General features: G+C 68.6%; 17 protein-coding genes. 12 read left to right on the top strand and 5 right to left on the bottom strand.

Translation table 11 applies throughout. The annotated features are described in order from the left end of the window. Positions 1–7 precede the first annotated feature (7 nt). Complete coding sequence (locus tag EDC64_RS05600; RefSeq protein WP_132030268.1) at positions 8–694, bottom strand: response regulator transcription factor; 687 nt, start codon at positions 692–694, stop codon at positions 8–10. 185 nt (positions 695–879) lie between these two features. Between EDC64_RS05600 and EDC64_RS05595 the strand changes: the two genes are divergently transcribed. The 7 genes from EDC64_RS05595 to EDC64_RS05565 all read left to right on the top strand — a co-directional run bounded on the left by EDC64_RS05595 (position 880) and on the right by EDC64_RS05565 (position 6,887). After that, positions 880–1,344 (top strand): L,D-transpeptidase family protein, encoded by a 465-nt coding sequence (locus EDC64_RS05595; protein ID WP_245504549.1) that lies wholly within the window; start codon positions 880–882, stop codon positions 1,342–1,344. A gap of 192 nt (positions 1,345–1,536) precedes the next feature. Beyond that, positions 1,537–2,325 (top strand): (Fe-S)-binding protein, encoded by a 789-nt coding sequence (locus EDC64_RS05590; RefSeq protein ID WP_132030266.1) that lies wholly within the window; start codon positions 1,537–1,539, stop codon positions 2,323–2,325. Next, positions 2,322–3,758 (top strand): lactate utilization protein B, encoded by a 1,437-nt coding sequence (locus EDC64_RS05585; RefSeq protein WP_132030265.1) that lies wholly within the window; start codon positions 2,322–2,324, stop codon positions 3,756–3,758. The genes EDC64_RS05590 and EDC64_RS05585 overlap by 4 nt, the downstream gene beginning before the upstream one ends. Further along, the gene (locus EDC64_RS05580) at positions 3,755–4,435 is read left to right on the top strand and encodes a LutC/YkgG family protein (RefSeq protein WP_132030264.1); all 681 of its coding nucleotides are present in this window, start codon (positions 3,755–3,757) and stop codon (positions 4,433–4,435) included. The genes EDC64_RS05585 and EDC64_RS05580 overlap by 4 nt, the downstream gene beginning before the upstream one ends. A gap of 3 nt (positions 4,436–4,438) precedes the next feature. Continuing rightward, positions 4,439–5,059, top strand: a complete 621-nt coding sequence (locus EDC64_RS05575; RefSeq protein WP_132030263.1) for a hypothetical protein — start codon at positions 4,439–4,441, stop codon at positions 5,057–5,059. Between the two features lie 226 nt (positions 5,060–5,285). After that, positions 5,286–6,038, top strand: a complete 753-nt coding sequence (locus EDC64_RS05570; protein ID WP_132030262.1) for a thioesterase domain-containing protein — start codon at positions 5,286–5,288, stop codon at positions 6,036–6,038. Between the two features lie 135 nt (positions 6,039–6,173). Beyond that, positions 6,174–6,887, top strand: coding sequence for an alpha/beta fold hydrolase (locus EDC64_RS05565; RefSeq protein WP_132030261.1), 714 nt, complete (start codon positions 6,174–6,176; stop codon positions 6,885–6,887). A gap of 17 nt (positions 6,888–6,904) precedes the next feature. Here the strand turns inward: EDC64_RS05565 and EDC64_RS05560 are convergent, their stop codons facing one another. From EDC64_RS05560 to EDC64_RS05545, 4 genes are all read right to left on the bottom strand, one after another. Next, the gene (locus tag EDC64_RS05560; RefSeq protein ID WP_165933648.1) at positions 6,905–8,005 is read right to left on the bottom strand and encodes an alpha/beta hydrolase family protein; all 1,101 of its coding nucleotides are present in this window, start codon (positions 8,003–8,005) and stop codon (positions 6,905–6,907) included. 200 nt (positions 8,006–8,205) lie between these two features. Continuing rightward, positions 8,206–8,631: a RidA family protein gene (locus EDC64_RS05555; RefSeq protein ID WP_132030259.1), complete on the bottom strand. Its 426-nt coding sequence runs from the start codon at positions 8,629–8,631 to the stop codon at positions 8,206–8,208. 5 nt (positions 8,632–8,636) lie between these two features. Further along, on the bottom strand, positions 8,637–9,806 hold the full coding sequence (locus EDC64_RS05550) for an alanine racemase (RefSeq protein ID WP_132030258.1): 1,170 nt from the start codon (positions 9,804–9,806) through the stop codon (positions 8,637–8,639). A gap of 120 nt (positions 9,807–9,926) precedes the next feature. Continuing rightward, positions 9,927–10,568, bottom strand: a complete 642-nt coding sequence (locus EDC64_RS05545) for an HD domain-containing protein (protein WP_132030257.1) — start codon at positions 10,566–10,568, stop codon at positions 9,927–9,929. Positions 10,569–10,709: 141 nt separating this feature from the next. Between EDC64_RS05545 and EDC64_RS05540 the strand changes: the two genes are divergently transcribed. From EDC64_RS05540 to EDC64_RS05520, 5 genes are all read left to right on the top strand, one after another. Next, on the top strand, positions 10,710–11,612 hold the full coding sequence (locus tag EDC64_RS05540; protein ID WP_132030256.1) for a LysR family transcriptional regulator: 903 nt from the start codon (positions 10,710–10,712) through the stop codon (positions 11,610–11,612). A gap of 224 nt (positions 11,613–11,836) precedes the next feature. Next, positions 11,837–12,883 (top strand): threonine synthase, encoded by a 1,047-nt coding sequence (locus EDC64_RS05535; RefSeq protein WP_245504548.1) that lies wholly within the window; start codon positions 11,837–11,839, stop codon positions 12,881–12,883. 15 nt (positions 12,884–12,898) lie between these two features. Then, positions 12,899–14,308, top strand: a complete 1,410-nt coding sequence (locus EDC64_RS05530) for an MmgE/PrpD family protein (RefSeq protein ID WP_132030254.1) — start codon at positions 12,899–12,901, stop codon at positions 14,306–14,308. Positions 14,309–14,337: 29 nt separating this feature from the next. Further along, on the top strand, positions 14,338–15,099 hold the full coding sequence (locus tag EDC64_RS05525) for a maleate cis-trans isomerase family protein (protein ID WP_132030253.1): 762 nt from the start codon (positions 14,338–14,340) through the stop codon (positions 15,097–15,099). Positions 15,100–15,286: 187 nt separating this feature from the next. Further along, positions 15,287–16,006 carry a GntR family transcriptional regulator gene (locus EDC64_RS05520; protein ID WP_132030252.1) on the top strand — a complete coding sequence of 240 codons (720 nt, stop codon included), beginning with the start codon at positions 15,287–15,289 and terminating at the stop codon, positions 16,004–16,006. Positions 16,007–16,022 lie beyond the last annotated feature (16 nt).

The following is a 16,022-nucleotide window of genomic DNA, read 5'->3' as shown; positions in this document are numbered from 1 at the left end:
GCTTTCGTCACGGCACGAGCTTGTAGCCGCCAGCCTGGGTGGCCAGCAGGGTCGGCGTGGAAGGATCCGGTTCGATCTTCTGCCGCAGCCGGTAGATGTGGGTCTCGAGCGTGTGGGTCGTCACGCCGGAATTGTAGCCCCAGACCTCCTGAAGCAGCGTCTCGCGCGCCACCGGCGTCTTTCCGGCACGATAGAGATAGCGCAGGATCGCGGTTTCCTTCTCGGTCAACCGGATCTTGGAGCCGCGCTCGGTGACCAGCATCTTGGCCCCGGGACGGAAGCTGTAGGGGCCGATCGCGAACACCGCGTCCTCGCTCGCCTCGTGACTGCGCATCTGGGCGCGCAGCCGGGCCAGCAGGACGGCGAAACGGAACGGCTTCACGACATAGTCGTTCGCACCCGCCTCGAGCCCGAGGATGGTGTCGTTGTCGGTGTCGTGCGCGGTCAGCATGATGACCGGCGCCTTGAAGCCGTTGGCGCGCATCTGGCGCACGCCGTCGCGCCCGTCCATGTCGGGCAGGCCGACATCCATGATGACGAGATCGATCGCCCCGTTCTTCGCGGCCTCGATCGCCGCCCCGGCGGTGCCCACGGGCACGGGCTCGAACTCATCCTGAAGCGCGAGCTGCTCGACCAAAGCTTCGCGCAGCTCCGGGTCGTCCTCGACTACCAGGATCTTCCACGCATTGGCCATCAAACTCCTCCGTGCCCTTGCGGGAACGCGAATCGGGCAAGTACAGCATGTGCATGCAATGGTGCAAATTTCCTCTCGGATTTCACGTCCGGACGGTAATATTGTGGGGATTGATGGCACAATCTTCTGTGGGGATCCCTCCGATTCGCGTTCGCGCCCTCCCCGGACCCGGCCGGCGCGGCGTGATGAAGGTGGGAAACCGCGCCTTTCCGGTCGCGCTCGGACGCGGCGGAATCGCTCGCGACAAGCGCGAGGGCGACGGCCGGACCCCGGCCGGCACCTGGCGCATCCTGCGCCTCCTCTACCGCGCCGACCGTCTGCCGCGTCCCCGCACCCGCCTCCCCACGCGCCCGATCGCGCCCGACGACGGCTGGTGCGATGATCCGGGCGACCGGCGCTACAACCGTCCCGTTCGGCGCCCGCTCGCGGCTTCGCACGAACATATGCGCCGCGAAGACAGACTCTATGACCTGGTGCTGGTGCTCGACCACAATATGCGGCCGCGGGTTGCGGGACGCGGCTCCGCCGTTTTCATCCATGTCGCACGGCCCGGTTTGACCCCGACCGAGGGCTGCGTCGCGATGCCTTTGGCCGAATTGCGACGTCTCGCGGCGGCGTTGAAGCCCGGCACGCGGCTGATCATCGCCTGACGGCGACGGGGCGGAACCGGGCTCGGCCCGGACGGCGGCACCGCGTTTCATTCGAACCGCTCCAATGTTATAGAGGCGATCTCCATACGCAGCGTCGGCCGGCCTGGATTTCGGCCCGGCGCCGGTTCACGATCGACCATGCGCGCGACGCGCCCGGCATCGCCGCCGGCAGCCGGAAGAGACGCCCCGCCGATGTCCTCCCCCAGCGAAAAGCGGCCGCCTTCGGTCGGGCTCTTCGTCACCTGCCTCGTCGACACGATCCGGCCCGGCATCGGCTTCGCCGCCGCGCAGCTCCTCGCGCAAGCCGGATGCGAGGTCGACGTGCCGCGCCAGACCTGCTGCGGTCAGCCCGCCTTCAATTCCGGCGACCGCATCACGACCCGCGCCCTCGCCGAGCAGACCATCGCGGCGTTCGAGACCTTCGATTATGTGGTCGTGCCGTCCGGCTCCTGCGCCGGCATGATCAAGACGCATTATCCCGAACTGTTCGTCGGCGAACCCGATTGGATGCCGCGCGTCGCCCGGTTCTGCGCCAAGGTCCACGAACTGATGGCCTTCCTCGTCGACGTGCGGGGCCTACGCGCGGTCGCGGCGCGCTATGACGGCACCGTCACCTACCACGACAGTTGTTCGGGGCTGCGCGAACTCGGCGTCCACGACCAGCCGCGCCTGCTGCTTCAATCGGTTGAAGGCCTGGAATTGCGCGAAATGGCGGACGCGGACGTCTGCTGCGGGTTCGGGGGGACCTTCTGCGTCAAATATCCCGACATTTCCGGCGCCATCGTCGAAAAGAAAGCCGCGAACGTGATCGCCAGCGGCGCGGACACATTGCTCGCCGGCGATCTCGGCTGCCTGATGAACATGGCCGGGAAGCTTCAACGCATGGGCCGCGAGGTCGCGGTGCGCCATGTCGCCGAGGTATTGGCCGGGACTGGAACGGCGCCGGCGATCGGCATGGCGCGGCGGGAGGGCGGAACGTGAGCGTCCACATCACATCTCCGGCGTTCAAGGAAAATGCCAAGAAGGCCCTGGCCGACGCGCCGCTGCAATCCGCGCTCTCCAAGGTCGGTCCGGGCTTCATCGGCCGACGCACCGCCGCCGCGGGCCTGCTGCCGGAATTCGACGCGCTGCGCGACAGCGCGCGGGATATCAAGAACCACACGCTGGCCCACCTCGACCTCTATCTCGAGCGCTACGAGACGAAAGTGCGGGCCGCCGGCGGGCACGTGCATTTCGCCGTCGACGCGGCGGAGGCGCGGGACATCGTCACCGACATCTGCCGGCGGCTGGGCGCGAAGACCGTCACCAAGGGCAAGAGCATGGTCTCCGAGGAGATCGGCCTCAACGACCACCTGGCGGCCTGCGGGATCGAGCCGGTCGAGACCGATCTCGGCGAGTATCTGATCCAGATCCGCGGCGAGGCACCCTCGCACATCATCGCGCCGGCCATTCATCTCAACAAGGATCAGGTCGAGGCGGATTTCCGCCGCGTCCATGCCCACCTGCCGCCGGAGCGCAATCTGTCGGAACCGACGGCCCTGCTGGCCGAGGCGCGCGGCGAGCTGCGCCAGCGTTTTCTGCAGGCCGATGTCGGCATCACCGGCGCCAATTTTCTCGTCGCGGAGACCGGCACCTCGATCATCGTCACCAATGAGGGCAATGGCGACCTGACCCAGACCCTGCCGAAGGCGCATATCGTGCTCGCCTCGCTGGAGAAGCTGGTGCCGACGCTGGAAGACGTCAGCCAGCTCCTGCGCGTGCTCGCGCGCTCGGCCACCGGCCAGGAAATGAGCGTCTACACCACCTTTTCGACCGGGCCGCGCCGCCCGGAGGACGTCGACGGGCCGGGCGAATACCATGTCGTGATCCTCGACAATGGCCGCTCCGGCATGCTCGCCGGCCAGTTGCGCGAGATGCTCCGCTGCATCCGCTGCGGCGCCTGCATGAACCATTGTCCGGTCTATCACGCGGTCGGCGGGCACGCGTATGGCTGGGTCTATCCCGGCCCGATGGGCGCAGTGCTCACCCCCTCGATCATCGGCATCGAGAAGGGCGCGAACCTGCCCAACGCCTCCACGTTCTGCGGCCGGTGCGAGGAGGTGTGCCCGGTGCGCATCCCGCTGCCCAAACTGATGCGGCACTGGCGCGAAAAGGAATTCGAGCGCCATCTCACCCCGGCACCGCAGCGCTTCGGCCTCGGCGTCTGGAGCTTCTTCGCGCGGCGCGGCTGGCTCTATCGTCCGGCAACCCGCCTCGCCATGTGGGGCCTGTCGCGGCTCGGCTGGCGGGCCGGGCGCTTCTCGACCTTGCCGCTCGCCGGCGGCTGGACGCGGCACCGCGACTTCCCGGCGCCCGAGGGCGACACGTTCCAGGCGCAGTGGCACGCACGCAAGGCAAAGCGGGGGCAGGAATGAGTTCACGCGACATCGTCTTCGCTTCGGTCCGGCGTGCGCTCGGCGTAACGGGCGCGGAAGCGCCGCGGCGCCAGGAGGTCGACGGCCGGATCGCGGGACATCCGCGCGGCGTGATCCCGCAACGCGCCCAACTTCCCCCGGCCGAGCGGCTCGATCTGTTCAAGCGGATGGTGCTCGCCGCTGCCGGAACGCTCGACCATTTGCAGGACGCGGCGGTGGTGCCGGAAGCGGTCGCGGCCTATCTGCGCGCGCGCAACCTGCCGCCGGCCCTCCTGCGGGGCGCCGATCCGCGCCTCGCCGACCTGCCCTGGCACCTCCAGCCGACGCTCGACGTCTGGATCGGTGCCTCGGACGGCCGCCAGCTCGTCGGCCTATCCCATGCCTTTGCGGGGATCGCCGAATCCGGGACGGTGGTGATGCTGTCGGGGCCGGACAATCCCTCGACCCTGAACCTGTTGCCCGATTATCACCTCGTCGTGGTGCAAGCGGCCGACGTTGCGGGCGATTACGAGACGGTGTGGGACCGGGTGCGCGCAGCCTATGGCCCCGGGGAAATGCCGCGCACCGTCAATTGGATCACCGGCCCGTCGCGCTCCGCCGATATCGAGCAGACCCTGCTGCTCGGCGCCCATGGCCCGCGCAGCCTCCATGTGCTGCTGGTGGGCGAGCCGGGCTGAGCCGTGCCGCTCCAGAACCGGGTCGATCCGTTCGGGCGGATCCTCGCGGTCCCGGAGCGGGGCCTGCTGATGGGCAATCGCGGGGGCCGGCTGCACGATCCCGCGACCCGGACGCTTCTTGGCCGCACCTTCGCTTCGCGCCGCTGGATCTGCTGCACGCTTGCCGAACGGGGGCGGCCGCGCCGCGTCATGGGCGCGGGCTATACGGAACTGTTCTTCCTCGACGAAGTGGTGGCGCTCGCCGCCGGCCATCGGCCCTGCTTCGCCTGTCGCGGCGATGCGGCGCGGGCTTTTGCCCACGCATTTGGGGGCGCCTCCGCCATGTCGGCCCCGACCGCAGAGGCGATCGACCACCGGCTGCACGCCGAACGGAGATCTGCTGAACGGCCGGATCCCGCGCGGCGGCGTCACGCAGCGGGCGCGCTTCCGGACGGTGCGATCTATGCGGCGGAGGGAACCGCCTTCGCGCTCCGCGGCAGCCGGCGCCTGAAATTCGGCTTCGGCGGCTGGAGCGACGCCGGCCCCCGCCCCGACGGCCCGCTCGCCCTCCTCACGCCGCTCTCGACCCTCGCCGCTCTCGCGCACGGATACCGACCGCTCTGGCATCCGAGCGCCGATGTCTGAGGCATCGCACGGCTGAGCCGAAGGCCGGAGCGGCCGCAGGACCGGCGGAAACCCTTTCTTTACTATGCCCCGCATCGCCTCCCCCGCGCGGCGGGATGCGGTATAGGGTTAAGCTTAGCCGGAGCGGAATCCGGGCAGCGGCACCTCTGTGCCCCCACGTGGCGGCGGTCCGCCGCTCTGTCGCGATTCGGAGCCGCTGGGATCGGAGGCCGACGGGGACCTGACGATGAGACGAGGCGTGTTCGCCCTCGCGGTTTGGATTGGTACAACGCTTCCGACTGCAGACGCACGCGGCGAAGTGGTCGGCCGCGTCTATCTGATGCGCGGGATTGCCAACGTCTTCTCCTATGGGCTCGACGACCTCGCCGACCGGCTCGGCGGCGCCGGCATCGCGGCCGAGGTCCATCCCTTCGGCACCTGGCCCGAACTGGCGCGCGCCGCCGTCGCCTGGTCGCGCGGCCATGACGGCGCCCCCGTCGCCGTCATCGGCCATTCCCTCGGTGCCGACGCGGCGCTGCGGATGGCCGCGCGTATGACCGAGCTGGGCGTGCCGCCGTCCCTCGTCATCACGTTCGATCCCGTGGGGACCGGCATGGTGGAGGAGGCGCAAGGGCGCTTCGTCAATTATTTCCAATCCGACAACGGCTATGGCCGGCCGCTGGTCGACGGTCCCGGCTTCCGGGGCAAGATCGAGAATCACGACTTGTCGGGCGCACCCGGGCTCGATCATTTCAACCTGGAAAAATCGCCCGATCTTCACGCCGCCGTCCTCGACACGCTTCTGGCGACGCTGCCTGCGCGCCCCGTCGCAGCCGTGCCCCTGCCGCCAGTGAAACCCCGCAACCCGCACTTTTCGCGTCGCTCCCTTCGAGACACGGCGCGGGGGCGGAACCCGCCCGCCAGCGCCGGACCCTCCGCATCCGCACAGGCCGGGCCGATGGTGTGGGGGCAGATCCGCCAGACGCGCGGCTTCGAATAGCAACTGATGCAAACCGGCAACGCCCGCTCGAAAACCGGCGCATTTTGACCGGGACGGAGCAACCAAGCTGCGACCCGGCCGTTGCTGCCGCATGCAATGATTGGCAGAACACGACAGGCAAGGAACGGTGTGGTCATGAAGGCTGGTTTGCGCTTGGTGGGTGCGCTGGTTGCGGCGCTCGCGTTTTTGTTGCCCGCCAGTTTTTCGGTCGCCAGCGCGCAGAGCATCGGCAAGGTCTATTTGATGCGCGGCCTCGCCAACGTGTTCTCCCAGGGCATGGACGATCTCGGCGCGAAGCTGCGGGCGCGCGGCATCGACGCGGAAGTCTACGAGCACGGCCGATGGCCGGCGCTCGCGGATCAGGCCGTATCCTTCGCGAAAACCCGGGGCCGTCCGCCGGTCATCATCATCGGCCATTCGCTCGGCGCCGACGCGGCGATCAAAATGGCGGAGCGCATGACGGACCTCGGCGTATCGCCCCGTCTCGTCGTCACCTTCGATCCGGTGGGCGTGACCGAAATTGGCCGGACCTCCGGACGCTTCATCAATTATTATCAGTCGAACAACGGCTTCGGTAAGCGGCTGGAGACCGGGCCGGGGTTTCGCGGCCAATTGGTGAACCGCAATCTCGACGATCTCGGTGCGATCGACCATTTCAACATCGAAAAGTCGCCGAAGCTCCATGCCGAAGTGATCGCGGCCATCGTCTCCGTTACCCGCCCGCGCCGCCCCAAGCCAGCTCCCGCCCCGGACATCGCCACCCAAGCGGCGCCCGCCGCCATGCCGGCATCGGCCGACACGACGAGCGCGAGTGCGGTGCACGCGGTGTCGAAGCCCGCTCTGCAGTGACGTGGGGGCGCGCCCCTTCACCCGAGCCTGTGCTCCGCCATCTCCATCAGGCGGACGCAGCCGGGAAGCACCGTCTCCCGCATCCGCCCGCCATGAAACAGCGAGAAATGCCCGGCGGCTGGCACGAGTAGCCGACGGCGCAGATCGTGCGGCACCGCGCGGCAGAGATCGTGCGCCGCCACGGTCTGGCCCGGCGCGGCGATGTCGTCCTTCTCGGCCTCGGCGGTGAGCAGCGCGGTGCGCACGAGCGCGTCGAACCGCACCCGCCGCCCGGCGACCTCCAGGGTGCCGGACGGCAGCGCCCGCGCCTTGAAGACCCGCTCGACGGTCTCCAGGAAGAATTCCGCCGGGATGTCCATCATGTCCCAGCACAGCCGCGCGAGCGGATAGGAAAACGGGTCCTCACCGTCGTCCGCAATGAGCTTGATCGGCAGTTCGCCGCCCGACAGCGCCTGCCGCCAGAGATAAAAGCCGAAGGTCTGCATCTGACGCCGCCGCGGGAGCACCCGCCGGCCCGCGCCGGGAAAGCCGGCGGGAACCGTATCCGTCAGGCCCGCCGCGAGATCGGAGAGCGGCCGCTCCGCCAGGATCCGGTCGACGCGGGTCGGCGCGCGCAAGGGATCGACCGGCCCGCCGAGCAAAGCGAGGCTGAGCGGCGCTACCCCCTCCTCCGCCAGGAGCGCGCTCGCCGCGAGCGCGGGAATGACGCCCTGACAGACGCCGACGACGTGCGCCCCCGGACCGAGCGCCCGGGTCATCTGCGCGACCTCGAGGCAATTCTCGTCGAAACCGAAGCGCCCCAGAGCTGCGGGCACATGGCGCGCGTCCGGCCATTCGGTCACGGCGACGCAGGCGGCGTGGCGGAGCAGGCCGACCACGAGGTCGCGCATCAGCACCGGGAAGCTCCCCGCCAAAGGGGCGACGACGAGAACGCTGCGGTCCGGCCCGGCGCCGCGGAAACGACGCAGACGGGCGAAGGACAGGTGCGCCGGCACGTCCTCCACCACCGGAACGCGGCGTCCGCCCATCGCGACCGAACGGATGCCGAACGGACGGAATGCCGAAGCCGCGGCGCCGGCGGGTCCGTCATGCAGGGGAGCGAAGGCGTCGAGCCACATGGTCCGGATCCGCGCGCCCGCTGGGAACCCGCGCCGCAGCAGGCATCCCATCGTCCACCGTGCGAGGCGAACGACCGATCGGGTGCGCCGGCCCCGGTCGGATCCTCAACGCAGCATAGCCTCTTCCTACCGGGCGGTCATGCCGCCCGACGAGGCGCCGCCGGTGCCGCTTCGGATCGGCGCGCGGCGGGGCGGCCCGATCAGGCGGTCGGTTCCGTGCCGGACGGGCTCGCGGGACGCTGCGCGGCGATTGCATCGATCTCGACGAGATAGCCGTAATGCAGTTCCGGAACCGGGACCACGGACCGCGCGGGCCGGGTCTCGCCGAGATGCTCGGCATAGAGGCGGTTGAAGGCCGGCCAATTGGCGCCGCCGACGATATAGGCGGTGACCTTCAGCAACCGGTCCGGACCCGAGCCCGACGCGGCGAGGATGGCGTCCAGATTGGCGAGGACGCGGCGCAGTTGGGTCTCGAACGGCGCCCCGGGATCGTGCGGGGCGCCGACGACCGTTGGAAGCTGGCCGGAGACATAGACCAGGCCGCCATGGACGATGGCCTGCGTGTAATGACCGCCGGGGGCCGGGGCGCCCGCTGTCAGGACCGGGAGAATGTCGGGGTCGGACATGGTGCTCACCATCCTCCGAAGCGCGGCCAATAGCCATGGATGCGGTCGGAGCCGGCGCGCACCACGACATATCCGTCATGCTGCGCGGCGGTCGCGCAGGCGTGGTTCGGAAGAATGCGGAGCCGCGCACCGACCGGGAGGTCCGGGAGCGCGGTCGGGCGGCCGGGCCGGCAGGCAAGGATGCCGTGCTCCTGATTGGCGGCGACCATGACGAGGTCGGGGATCGGCACGCCGTCGGGACCGCAGACGAGGCCGTAGAACTGATTCACCGGCTGGTCGGCGGTGCCGAGATCGCGCGACATCGCCATCCAGCCGGCATCGACGATGATCCAGCCTTTGTCCCTGCGGTGGCCGATCACGCTGGTCAACACCGACAGCGCGATGTCGTCGGTGGTGCAGACCCCGATTCCGGCCTGGACCAGATCGAAGAACATGAAGACACCGGCGCGCACCTCGGTGATGCCGGCGAAATCCGCGCCGGATGCGGCGGTGGGGGTCGAGCCGACGCTCACCACCGGGCAGGGAAGGCCAGCTCCCCGCAGGTGCTCGGCCGCCGCCACCGCCCCCGCACGCTCGCGCGCGGCGCTCGCGGCGCATGCGTCCGGCGTGCGATCGCCATAGCTGCCGCCGGCATGGGTCAGGACGCCGCGCAGCGCCCCCGCCGCATCAAGGATCCGCCCGACGGCGACGATCTCCGCAGCATCCTCCGGCACGAGGCCCGAGCGATGGCCGTCGCAATCGATCTCGATCAAGGTCGGGAGTGGGGGGCCGTCCGCCGATGCCGCCGCGATGGCTTCGGCCTGAACGCGGCAATCTGCGAGGATGGCGAGGTCGATGCCGGCCCGCCGCAGGGCAAGCACACGGGGCAGCTTGGCAGGGGCGATGCCGACGGCATAGATCATGTCCTTCACCCCCGCCTTGGCGAATATCTCGGCCTCCTTGAGGGTCGAGACGGTCGCGGGGCCGGACGGATGCGGCAGAACGCGCTGTGTCACGTCGAGGGATTTTGCGGTCTTCAGATGCGGCCGGAAAGCGACGTTGCAGGCGTCGAGGTGCGCGCGCATGCGCGCGACATTGGCATCGAGGCGCCCCTCGTCGAGAAGCAGGCACGGCGTCTGGAGGCCGTCGATGCAATCCGGCAGGTCGCTATGACGATCGGTGAAATCCTGCAACATGCGCTGTCCCGTTCAAACCAGTGGCTCGCCCGCCATATGTCCACCAACCGGCTGATTTCGCCATCCGCTGCGGCGAACGAGGCCCGGATCGGACCGCCGACCGCACCGAAAGCCGCCGCCTCACGCCCCGACCTCATCCGTATAGTCGTCGATCATGAGCCCGCTGATCCGCAGGGTCTGCCAATAGGATTTGTCGGCATAGTGCACGATCGTGCATTCTGGGCTGCGGGCCAGAACTTCGCCTTCGTAGGAATGGCCGAGTGCGATCTGTGCGACCTCGTCGGGAAGACCGACGGTGAGGCAGACATGCATGCCGTAGGGCGGATGGCGGAAGAGCGGCCAGCCGGCTCTGCTGGGCTGCGCCTTGCGCTGCGCCCGCTTCTCCGGATCGTATTCGTAGGGCTTGCCGACATCGTGGCACAGCGCCCCCGCCACCAGGATGTCCCGATCCACGGGAAGCTCGGGGAATTGCCGTTTCAGCACGGCCGCAATCTGAAGCGCGATGGCCGCCACGCCGCGCAAGTGATCGGCCTGCGTGCCGCGGATCAGCCGGTCGCTGTGCCACATGCCGGAAGCGCGCAGATCGCCGATGCAGGTGAAAGAGGTGTGGGCAATGGCGACGGCCCAGGCTTCGACCACCTGATCGCGCAAGGTTTCGCTGCCGATTTCGTCGAGCTCGGGCTGAAGCTCGCGTCGCACCGTCGCGCGCAGAGCATCGGACACGGACTTCTGGGCGAGGTCGCTCGTGCCGGCGGATGCCATGGGTTTCCGTCCTCGTGCCCGTATCTTGGCGCGTCACCGGCGGTTGAAAGGATGCCTTGGCGCCAGCGACGGAATCCTAGACGAAAGAATTTTCAAATCTAATTTGAATATTTGAAGGGTTGAGATAGGAAAATACAATCGATGCGGTTTACGCTCGCGCAGCTGGAAGCATTTTATTGGGTCGCCAAACAAGGCACCGTGCGCGATGCCGCACTGCATCTGAACCTCTCCCAGCCCTCCGTCTCGCTGCGCATCCGCGAACTGGAAACCGCGCTCGCAACGACGTTGTTCGTCCGCTCCCGCAGCGGGATGAGCCTGACGGACGACGGCACCGAACTGATGGAGCGCGCCTTCCTGATGCTCGGGGAAGCCGAGCGCATCCAAAATCTCGCGAGGTCGGAGGCTCCGGTGCGCGGCACCCTCCGGATCGGCATGCCGGAAGTGTTCGCCGTGCGCTGTCTCCCGGCTTTGCTCGCCGGTCTGGGCGCCGCCCACCCCTATCTTCGGATCGAATTGCACATTTCCACCAGCGCGGACCTTGTGGAGGATACCAAGGAGCGGCGCATCGATCTCGGCTTCGTCATCGATCCGGTGACCGCTCAGCATCTCCAGATGGTGCCGCTCGGCTATCTCGAACGCCGTTGGGTGGGCGGACTCGGGGTCAATCTGAAACTGCCTCTGACGGCACACGACATCCGCGACACGCCGATCCTCACCATCCCGCCGCACGCCTCGCCGGAGACCAGCGTGACGCGCTGGTTCCGAAGCGGGGGCGCCGAGCCGACCCGCCTCATTCCCTGCAACAGCGTCTATGCGATCGCCCAACTGATCAAGCGCGGCATCGGCATCGGCATCCTGCCTCTCCCGCTGATCGAGGCCGAGAACGCCGACGGAAAGCTGCGTATCCTCGACGCCCATCCGCCGGTTGGATCGGAGATAATGTATGCGGCCTACCGGCTGGAGGCGACGGGCGCGAACATCGCCGCCGTGATCCGGCAGACCAAGCGGGCAATCGGGGAAACCGGATTTCTCGCAGAGCTTTGACGCGCCGGCATCCGGCCCCGCCGAATAATTCCACCCGATATTGACATCCTGGATCCTGGATACTTAACATCGAGACCCCTGCTTCCGACCGCGCTGCCCTCATGTTTTCTGCCTTGAACAGGCCACCCGACGCGACACCGGACGCCCACTATGTCGCGACGGACAGCACGACGTTTCCAGTCGACCGCCCCCTCTGGCGTGCTCCGGATGGAGGGCCGCTCGGTTTGTCTGCCGGACATGGCCTCGCGCGCGGCGAGATCGTCGGCGAAGAGAACTCGCTCTGGCGCTATGCCGCCGCGATCCGGGTCGACGCCGCATATCGCGTCACCCTCGGCGAGGGCTTCACGCCTTTGGTGACGACGCGGTTCGCCGGCCGCGAAGTGGCGATGAAGCTCGAATTCCTCGCCCCGACCGGCTCCTTCAAGGATCGCGGCATGACGGTGCTGATGAGCTATCTGCGCAGCGTCGGCGTCGCGCGCATCCTGGAGGATTCCTCGGGAAATGCGGGGGCCTCGATGGCGGCTTACGCGGCCGCCTGCGGCATGGCCTGCCGCATCCTCGTCCCGGCTTCGGCCCCACCGGGAAAGCTGGTGCAGATGCGGGCCATGGGCGCCGAGGTCGTGCCTGTCGCCGGCACCCGCCAGGATGTCGCCGACCAGGCGCTCCGCGAAGCGGAGGGAACCTTCTACTCCAGCCACAATTGGCAACCCTTCTTCCTCGAGGGCACCAAAACGCTGGCTTTCGAGTTGTGGGAGCAGAGCGGCTTTACGGTGCCCGATGCGGTGGTCGTACCGCTCGGCTATGGCAGCAACGTGCTCGGCCTGCGCATCGGCTTCGCCGAACTGATGCGCAGGGGCGAAATCGCTCACATGCCGCGGATCTACGGCGTGCAGGCCGCCAATTGCTCGGCCTTCGGCGCCGCGCTGGATGCCGGCGCCGACCATCCCGTCGCCTTTGCGCCACGGCCGACGATCGCCGGGGGAATCGCCTCCCAGAAGCCGGTCCGCACGGCGGAGGTCCTGGCCGCGCTGCGCGACAGCGGCGGCGGGTTGGTGCGCGTGTCCGAGGCGGAGATCGCGGACGGCCTGCGCAGGCTCTTGGCGGCCGGCCTATTCGTCGAGCCGACCTCGGCGGCAGGCGCGGCCGGTCTCGAGATGCTTCTGGCGGACGGACGCATCGGGCCCAGCGAGACCGTCGTTCTGGTGCTCACCGGCAGCGGCCTCAAGGCGGCCCAGGATATAGCGGACATGATCGCGGCTCCCCCGCGCTAACCTTTGGAGATCGTCATGGCGATGAAGCTGGCCCTGGCCCCCGACCCGATCGACGACAGCGAAGGGCTCAGCGCCCGCCTCTGCGCCGAGATCGCGACCTGGCGCTACGAAGACCTCCCGCCGGACGTCGTGCGCACGGTCAAACTGTTCCTGGTCGATACGTTCGGGGTGATCGCCGGCGCGGCGCGTGCGCCGGGAATCGCGGAGGTGCGCGGCCGGTTCGCCCGCTGGGAGACGGACGGCAGCGCGACCGCCTTGATCGGCAAGAACCGGCTGTCGCCGCCGCATGCCGCTCTGGTCAACGGGGCCTGTGCCCATGCGCTCGATTTCGACGACATCCACGATCCCGCGCGTGTTCACACCTTCTGCGTGATGCTGCCGACCATGCTCGCCACGGCAGAGGATATCGGCGGCGTGGACGGCAAGCGCCTGATCCTCGCCCTCGCGATCGGCGCGGAACTGCATGCCAGGCTCGGCCTTGCCGCCTACAATTGCCTCGGCAAGGGCTGGCATCCCACCATGGTGCTCGGCGTCCTGGCCGGGGCGCTCGGGGCCGGCAGCCTGCTCGGGCTCGACGGCACGGGCCTGCTCAACGCGCTCGGCCTCGCGCTGCACCAGGCGAGCGGCACGGCGCAGCCGATGCATGACGGCGTGCTCGCCAAGCGCCTCGGCGCCGGCTTCGCCGCGCGCGGCGCGGTGACGGCCGCTTTCCTGGCCAAAGACGGCGTCACCGGCCCATTCCGTCCGCTGGAGGGCGAGGCGGGCCTCTTCCCGTTCCTGGAGCGCGGCGAAGTGCGGATCGGCGACCTGATGGACGGGCTCGGCGAGGAATGGCGGCTGCGGGACTATTCCTTCAAGCCGTTTCCCTGCTGCCGCTGCACCCACACGGCGATCGGCCTCGGCTTCGAGCTGCGGCGCCTCGGCGTACGCCCGGAGGAGATCGCGGCGGTGGAGATCGCCCTCGGCAAAGTGAACCACCAGACGGTCGGGCAGCCCTACGAAGCGAAACGGGATTCCGTCGTCCACGCCCAGTTCAACGTCGCCTACACGTTCGCCCGCGCCTTGACCGACGGCAAGGTCGATCTCGCGACCTTCACCCGTCCCGCCATCACCGATCCCGCGATCGCCACGCTCGCGGAGAAGGTGGTCGCGATCGTCGATCCCGGCGAGGCGGCGACCGACATGGCACCGGCCCGCATCACCGTCACCCGCACCGACGGCAGCGTGCAGACGGTGGCGAGCCGGATCATTCCCGGCAGCCCGGACGCTCCCCTCAGCGAGGCGGACATCGTCGGCAAGTTCGAGGGGTGCGCCGCCTTCGGCCTCGGCCTCGGCGCCGCAGCGGCGCGCCCGTTCGCGGAGCGCCTGCTGGCGCTCGAAGATCTGCCCGACAGTGCGGTGCTGGCGCGCGATTTCCCGAACTGACCTGGCACATCGCATCTACGGAGGACGGCATGTACGGCTGGCGCGGACGGATCGGGCTTCTGGTGCCCTCCATCAACAACACCATGGAACCGGAATTTTGGCGCATCGCGCCCGAAGGCGTCTCGATCAGCACGGCCCGGATCGCCGGCGGCCGGCACGGCACGCCGGAGGAATTGCGCGGCATGGAGAAGGAATCGCGCGCCGCCGCCGCCCGCGTCGCCAATACGGAGCCCGGCGTGGTGGTCTATGGCTGCACCTCCGGCAGCTTCTTCGAGGGGCCGGGCTGGAACCGCATGATCTGCGAGGAACTCACCAAGATCACCGGCGCGCCCACCGTCACGACCGCGGGCGCGATGGCCGAGTGCCTGATGCAGAACGGCCATACCAAGGTGGACGTCGTCACGCCTTATGTCGAACTCACGAACGAACGGCTGAAGCAGTTTCTGCGCGGCTTCGGCATCGAAGTCACGAATCTCGCGACCTTCGACATGATCGACATGTTCGACCATGCCAAGATCCGCCCGGACGAGATCTATCGCCGCGTGAAGGAGACGGTCACCACGGACTCCACCGCCGTCTTCGTCGCCTGCACGCAATTGCGCGCGCTGGAAGTGGTGGACATGCTGGAACGCGACCTCGGCAAGCCGGTCTATTCCGCCAACCAGGCCAGCGCCTGGCTCGCTTATGACGCCCTCGGCATCGATCCCGGAATCACCGATTGCGGCAGCTTGCTGCGCAGCCTATCGCACGACCGGCGCGCGGCGCCGCGGCCCTTGCGCCAGATTGCGTGACGGGCCGGAGTGACGCATACGGTGTGGAGGCCTTCGGCGGCCGGACGCGCGGTTAAGACCCGCCGGCGATCCGCCGGGGGCGCGCCGCAGGGCCGGCGGACGAAAGAGGATAAAGGCGGCCGAAGCGGCCGGGATGGCGAGGCGGCGCGGCCGGCTGCTCCTTGCCCTATGAGGGAACGAGCGCCACATGCCGAGTCTGGTCCGCACCGAGCCTTTGTACGATCAGATCTACGAGATCCTGTGGGAGAAAATTCTCGCTCTGGAGATCGTCGCCGGCACGCGGCTGCGAGACGTCGAGTGGGCCGAGAAGCTGGAGGTCAGCCGGACTCCGGTGCGCGAAGCGCTGCGCAAGCTCCAGAAGGACGGCGTCCTGGAGCCCGTGGGGCACGGCCGCTACGTGCTGAAGCGCATCAGCCCGACCGAATTGCGGGCGCTCTACCGCTGCCGCGCCGTGCTGGAGGCGCTCGCGGTCAGGGATCTCGCCGGGCATCTGAAGCCCCGCGAACTCGCCGCCCTCGCAGCCTTGGTCGAGAAGACCCAGACGGCGCTCGACGCGCAGGATTTCCGCAGCGCCTTCCAGTTCAACACCGAGTTTCACCAGCGCCTCACCACGGCGAGCGGCAACACCTATCTCCTGCTGCTGCTGGAGAACATCCGCCGCCTGATCCTGTTCGCGCGCTCCACGCTGCGCACCCTGATCGAGCAGAGCGACAGCCTGAGCGGGATGTATGCGGAGCATCTCGGCCGCAGCCAGTCCTACCATCTCGCCATCGTCGCCGCGCTCGAAGCCGGCGACTATGACGGCGCGGCCCGCGCCATGGAGCAGCATCTGTTCAACACCGCGGAAGACATGAGCACGATCTTCGAGCGGGCCACCCAGCCCGTCCCCGCGGCGGCGGGCGCCTGACGGCCGCCCACCACAC

The sequence above is a fragment of the Aquabacter spiritensis genome, assembly GCF_004346185.1.
Classification (GTDB): domain Bacteria; phylum Pseudomonadota; class Alphaproteobacteria; order Rhizobiales; family Xanthobacteraceae; genus Aquabacter; species Aquabacter spiritensis.
The sequence above is the reverse complement of the archived record's forward strand: the minus strand, read 5'-3'. Positions and strand labels throughout refer to the sequence as shown.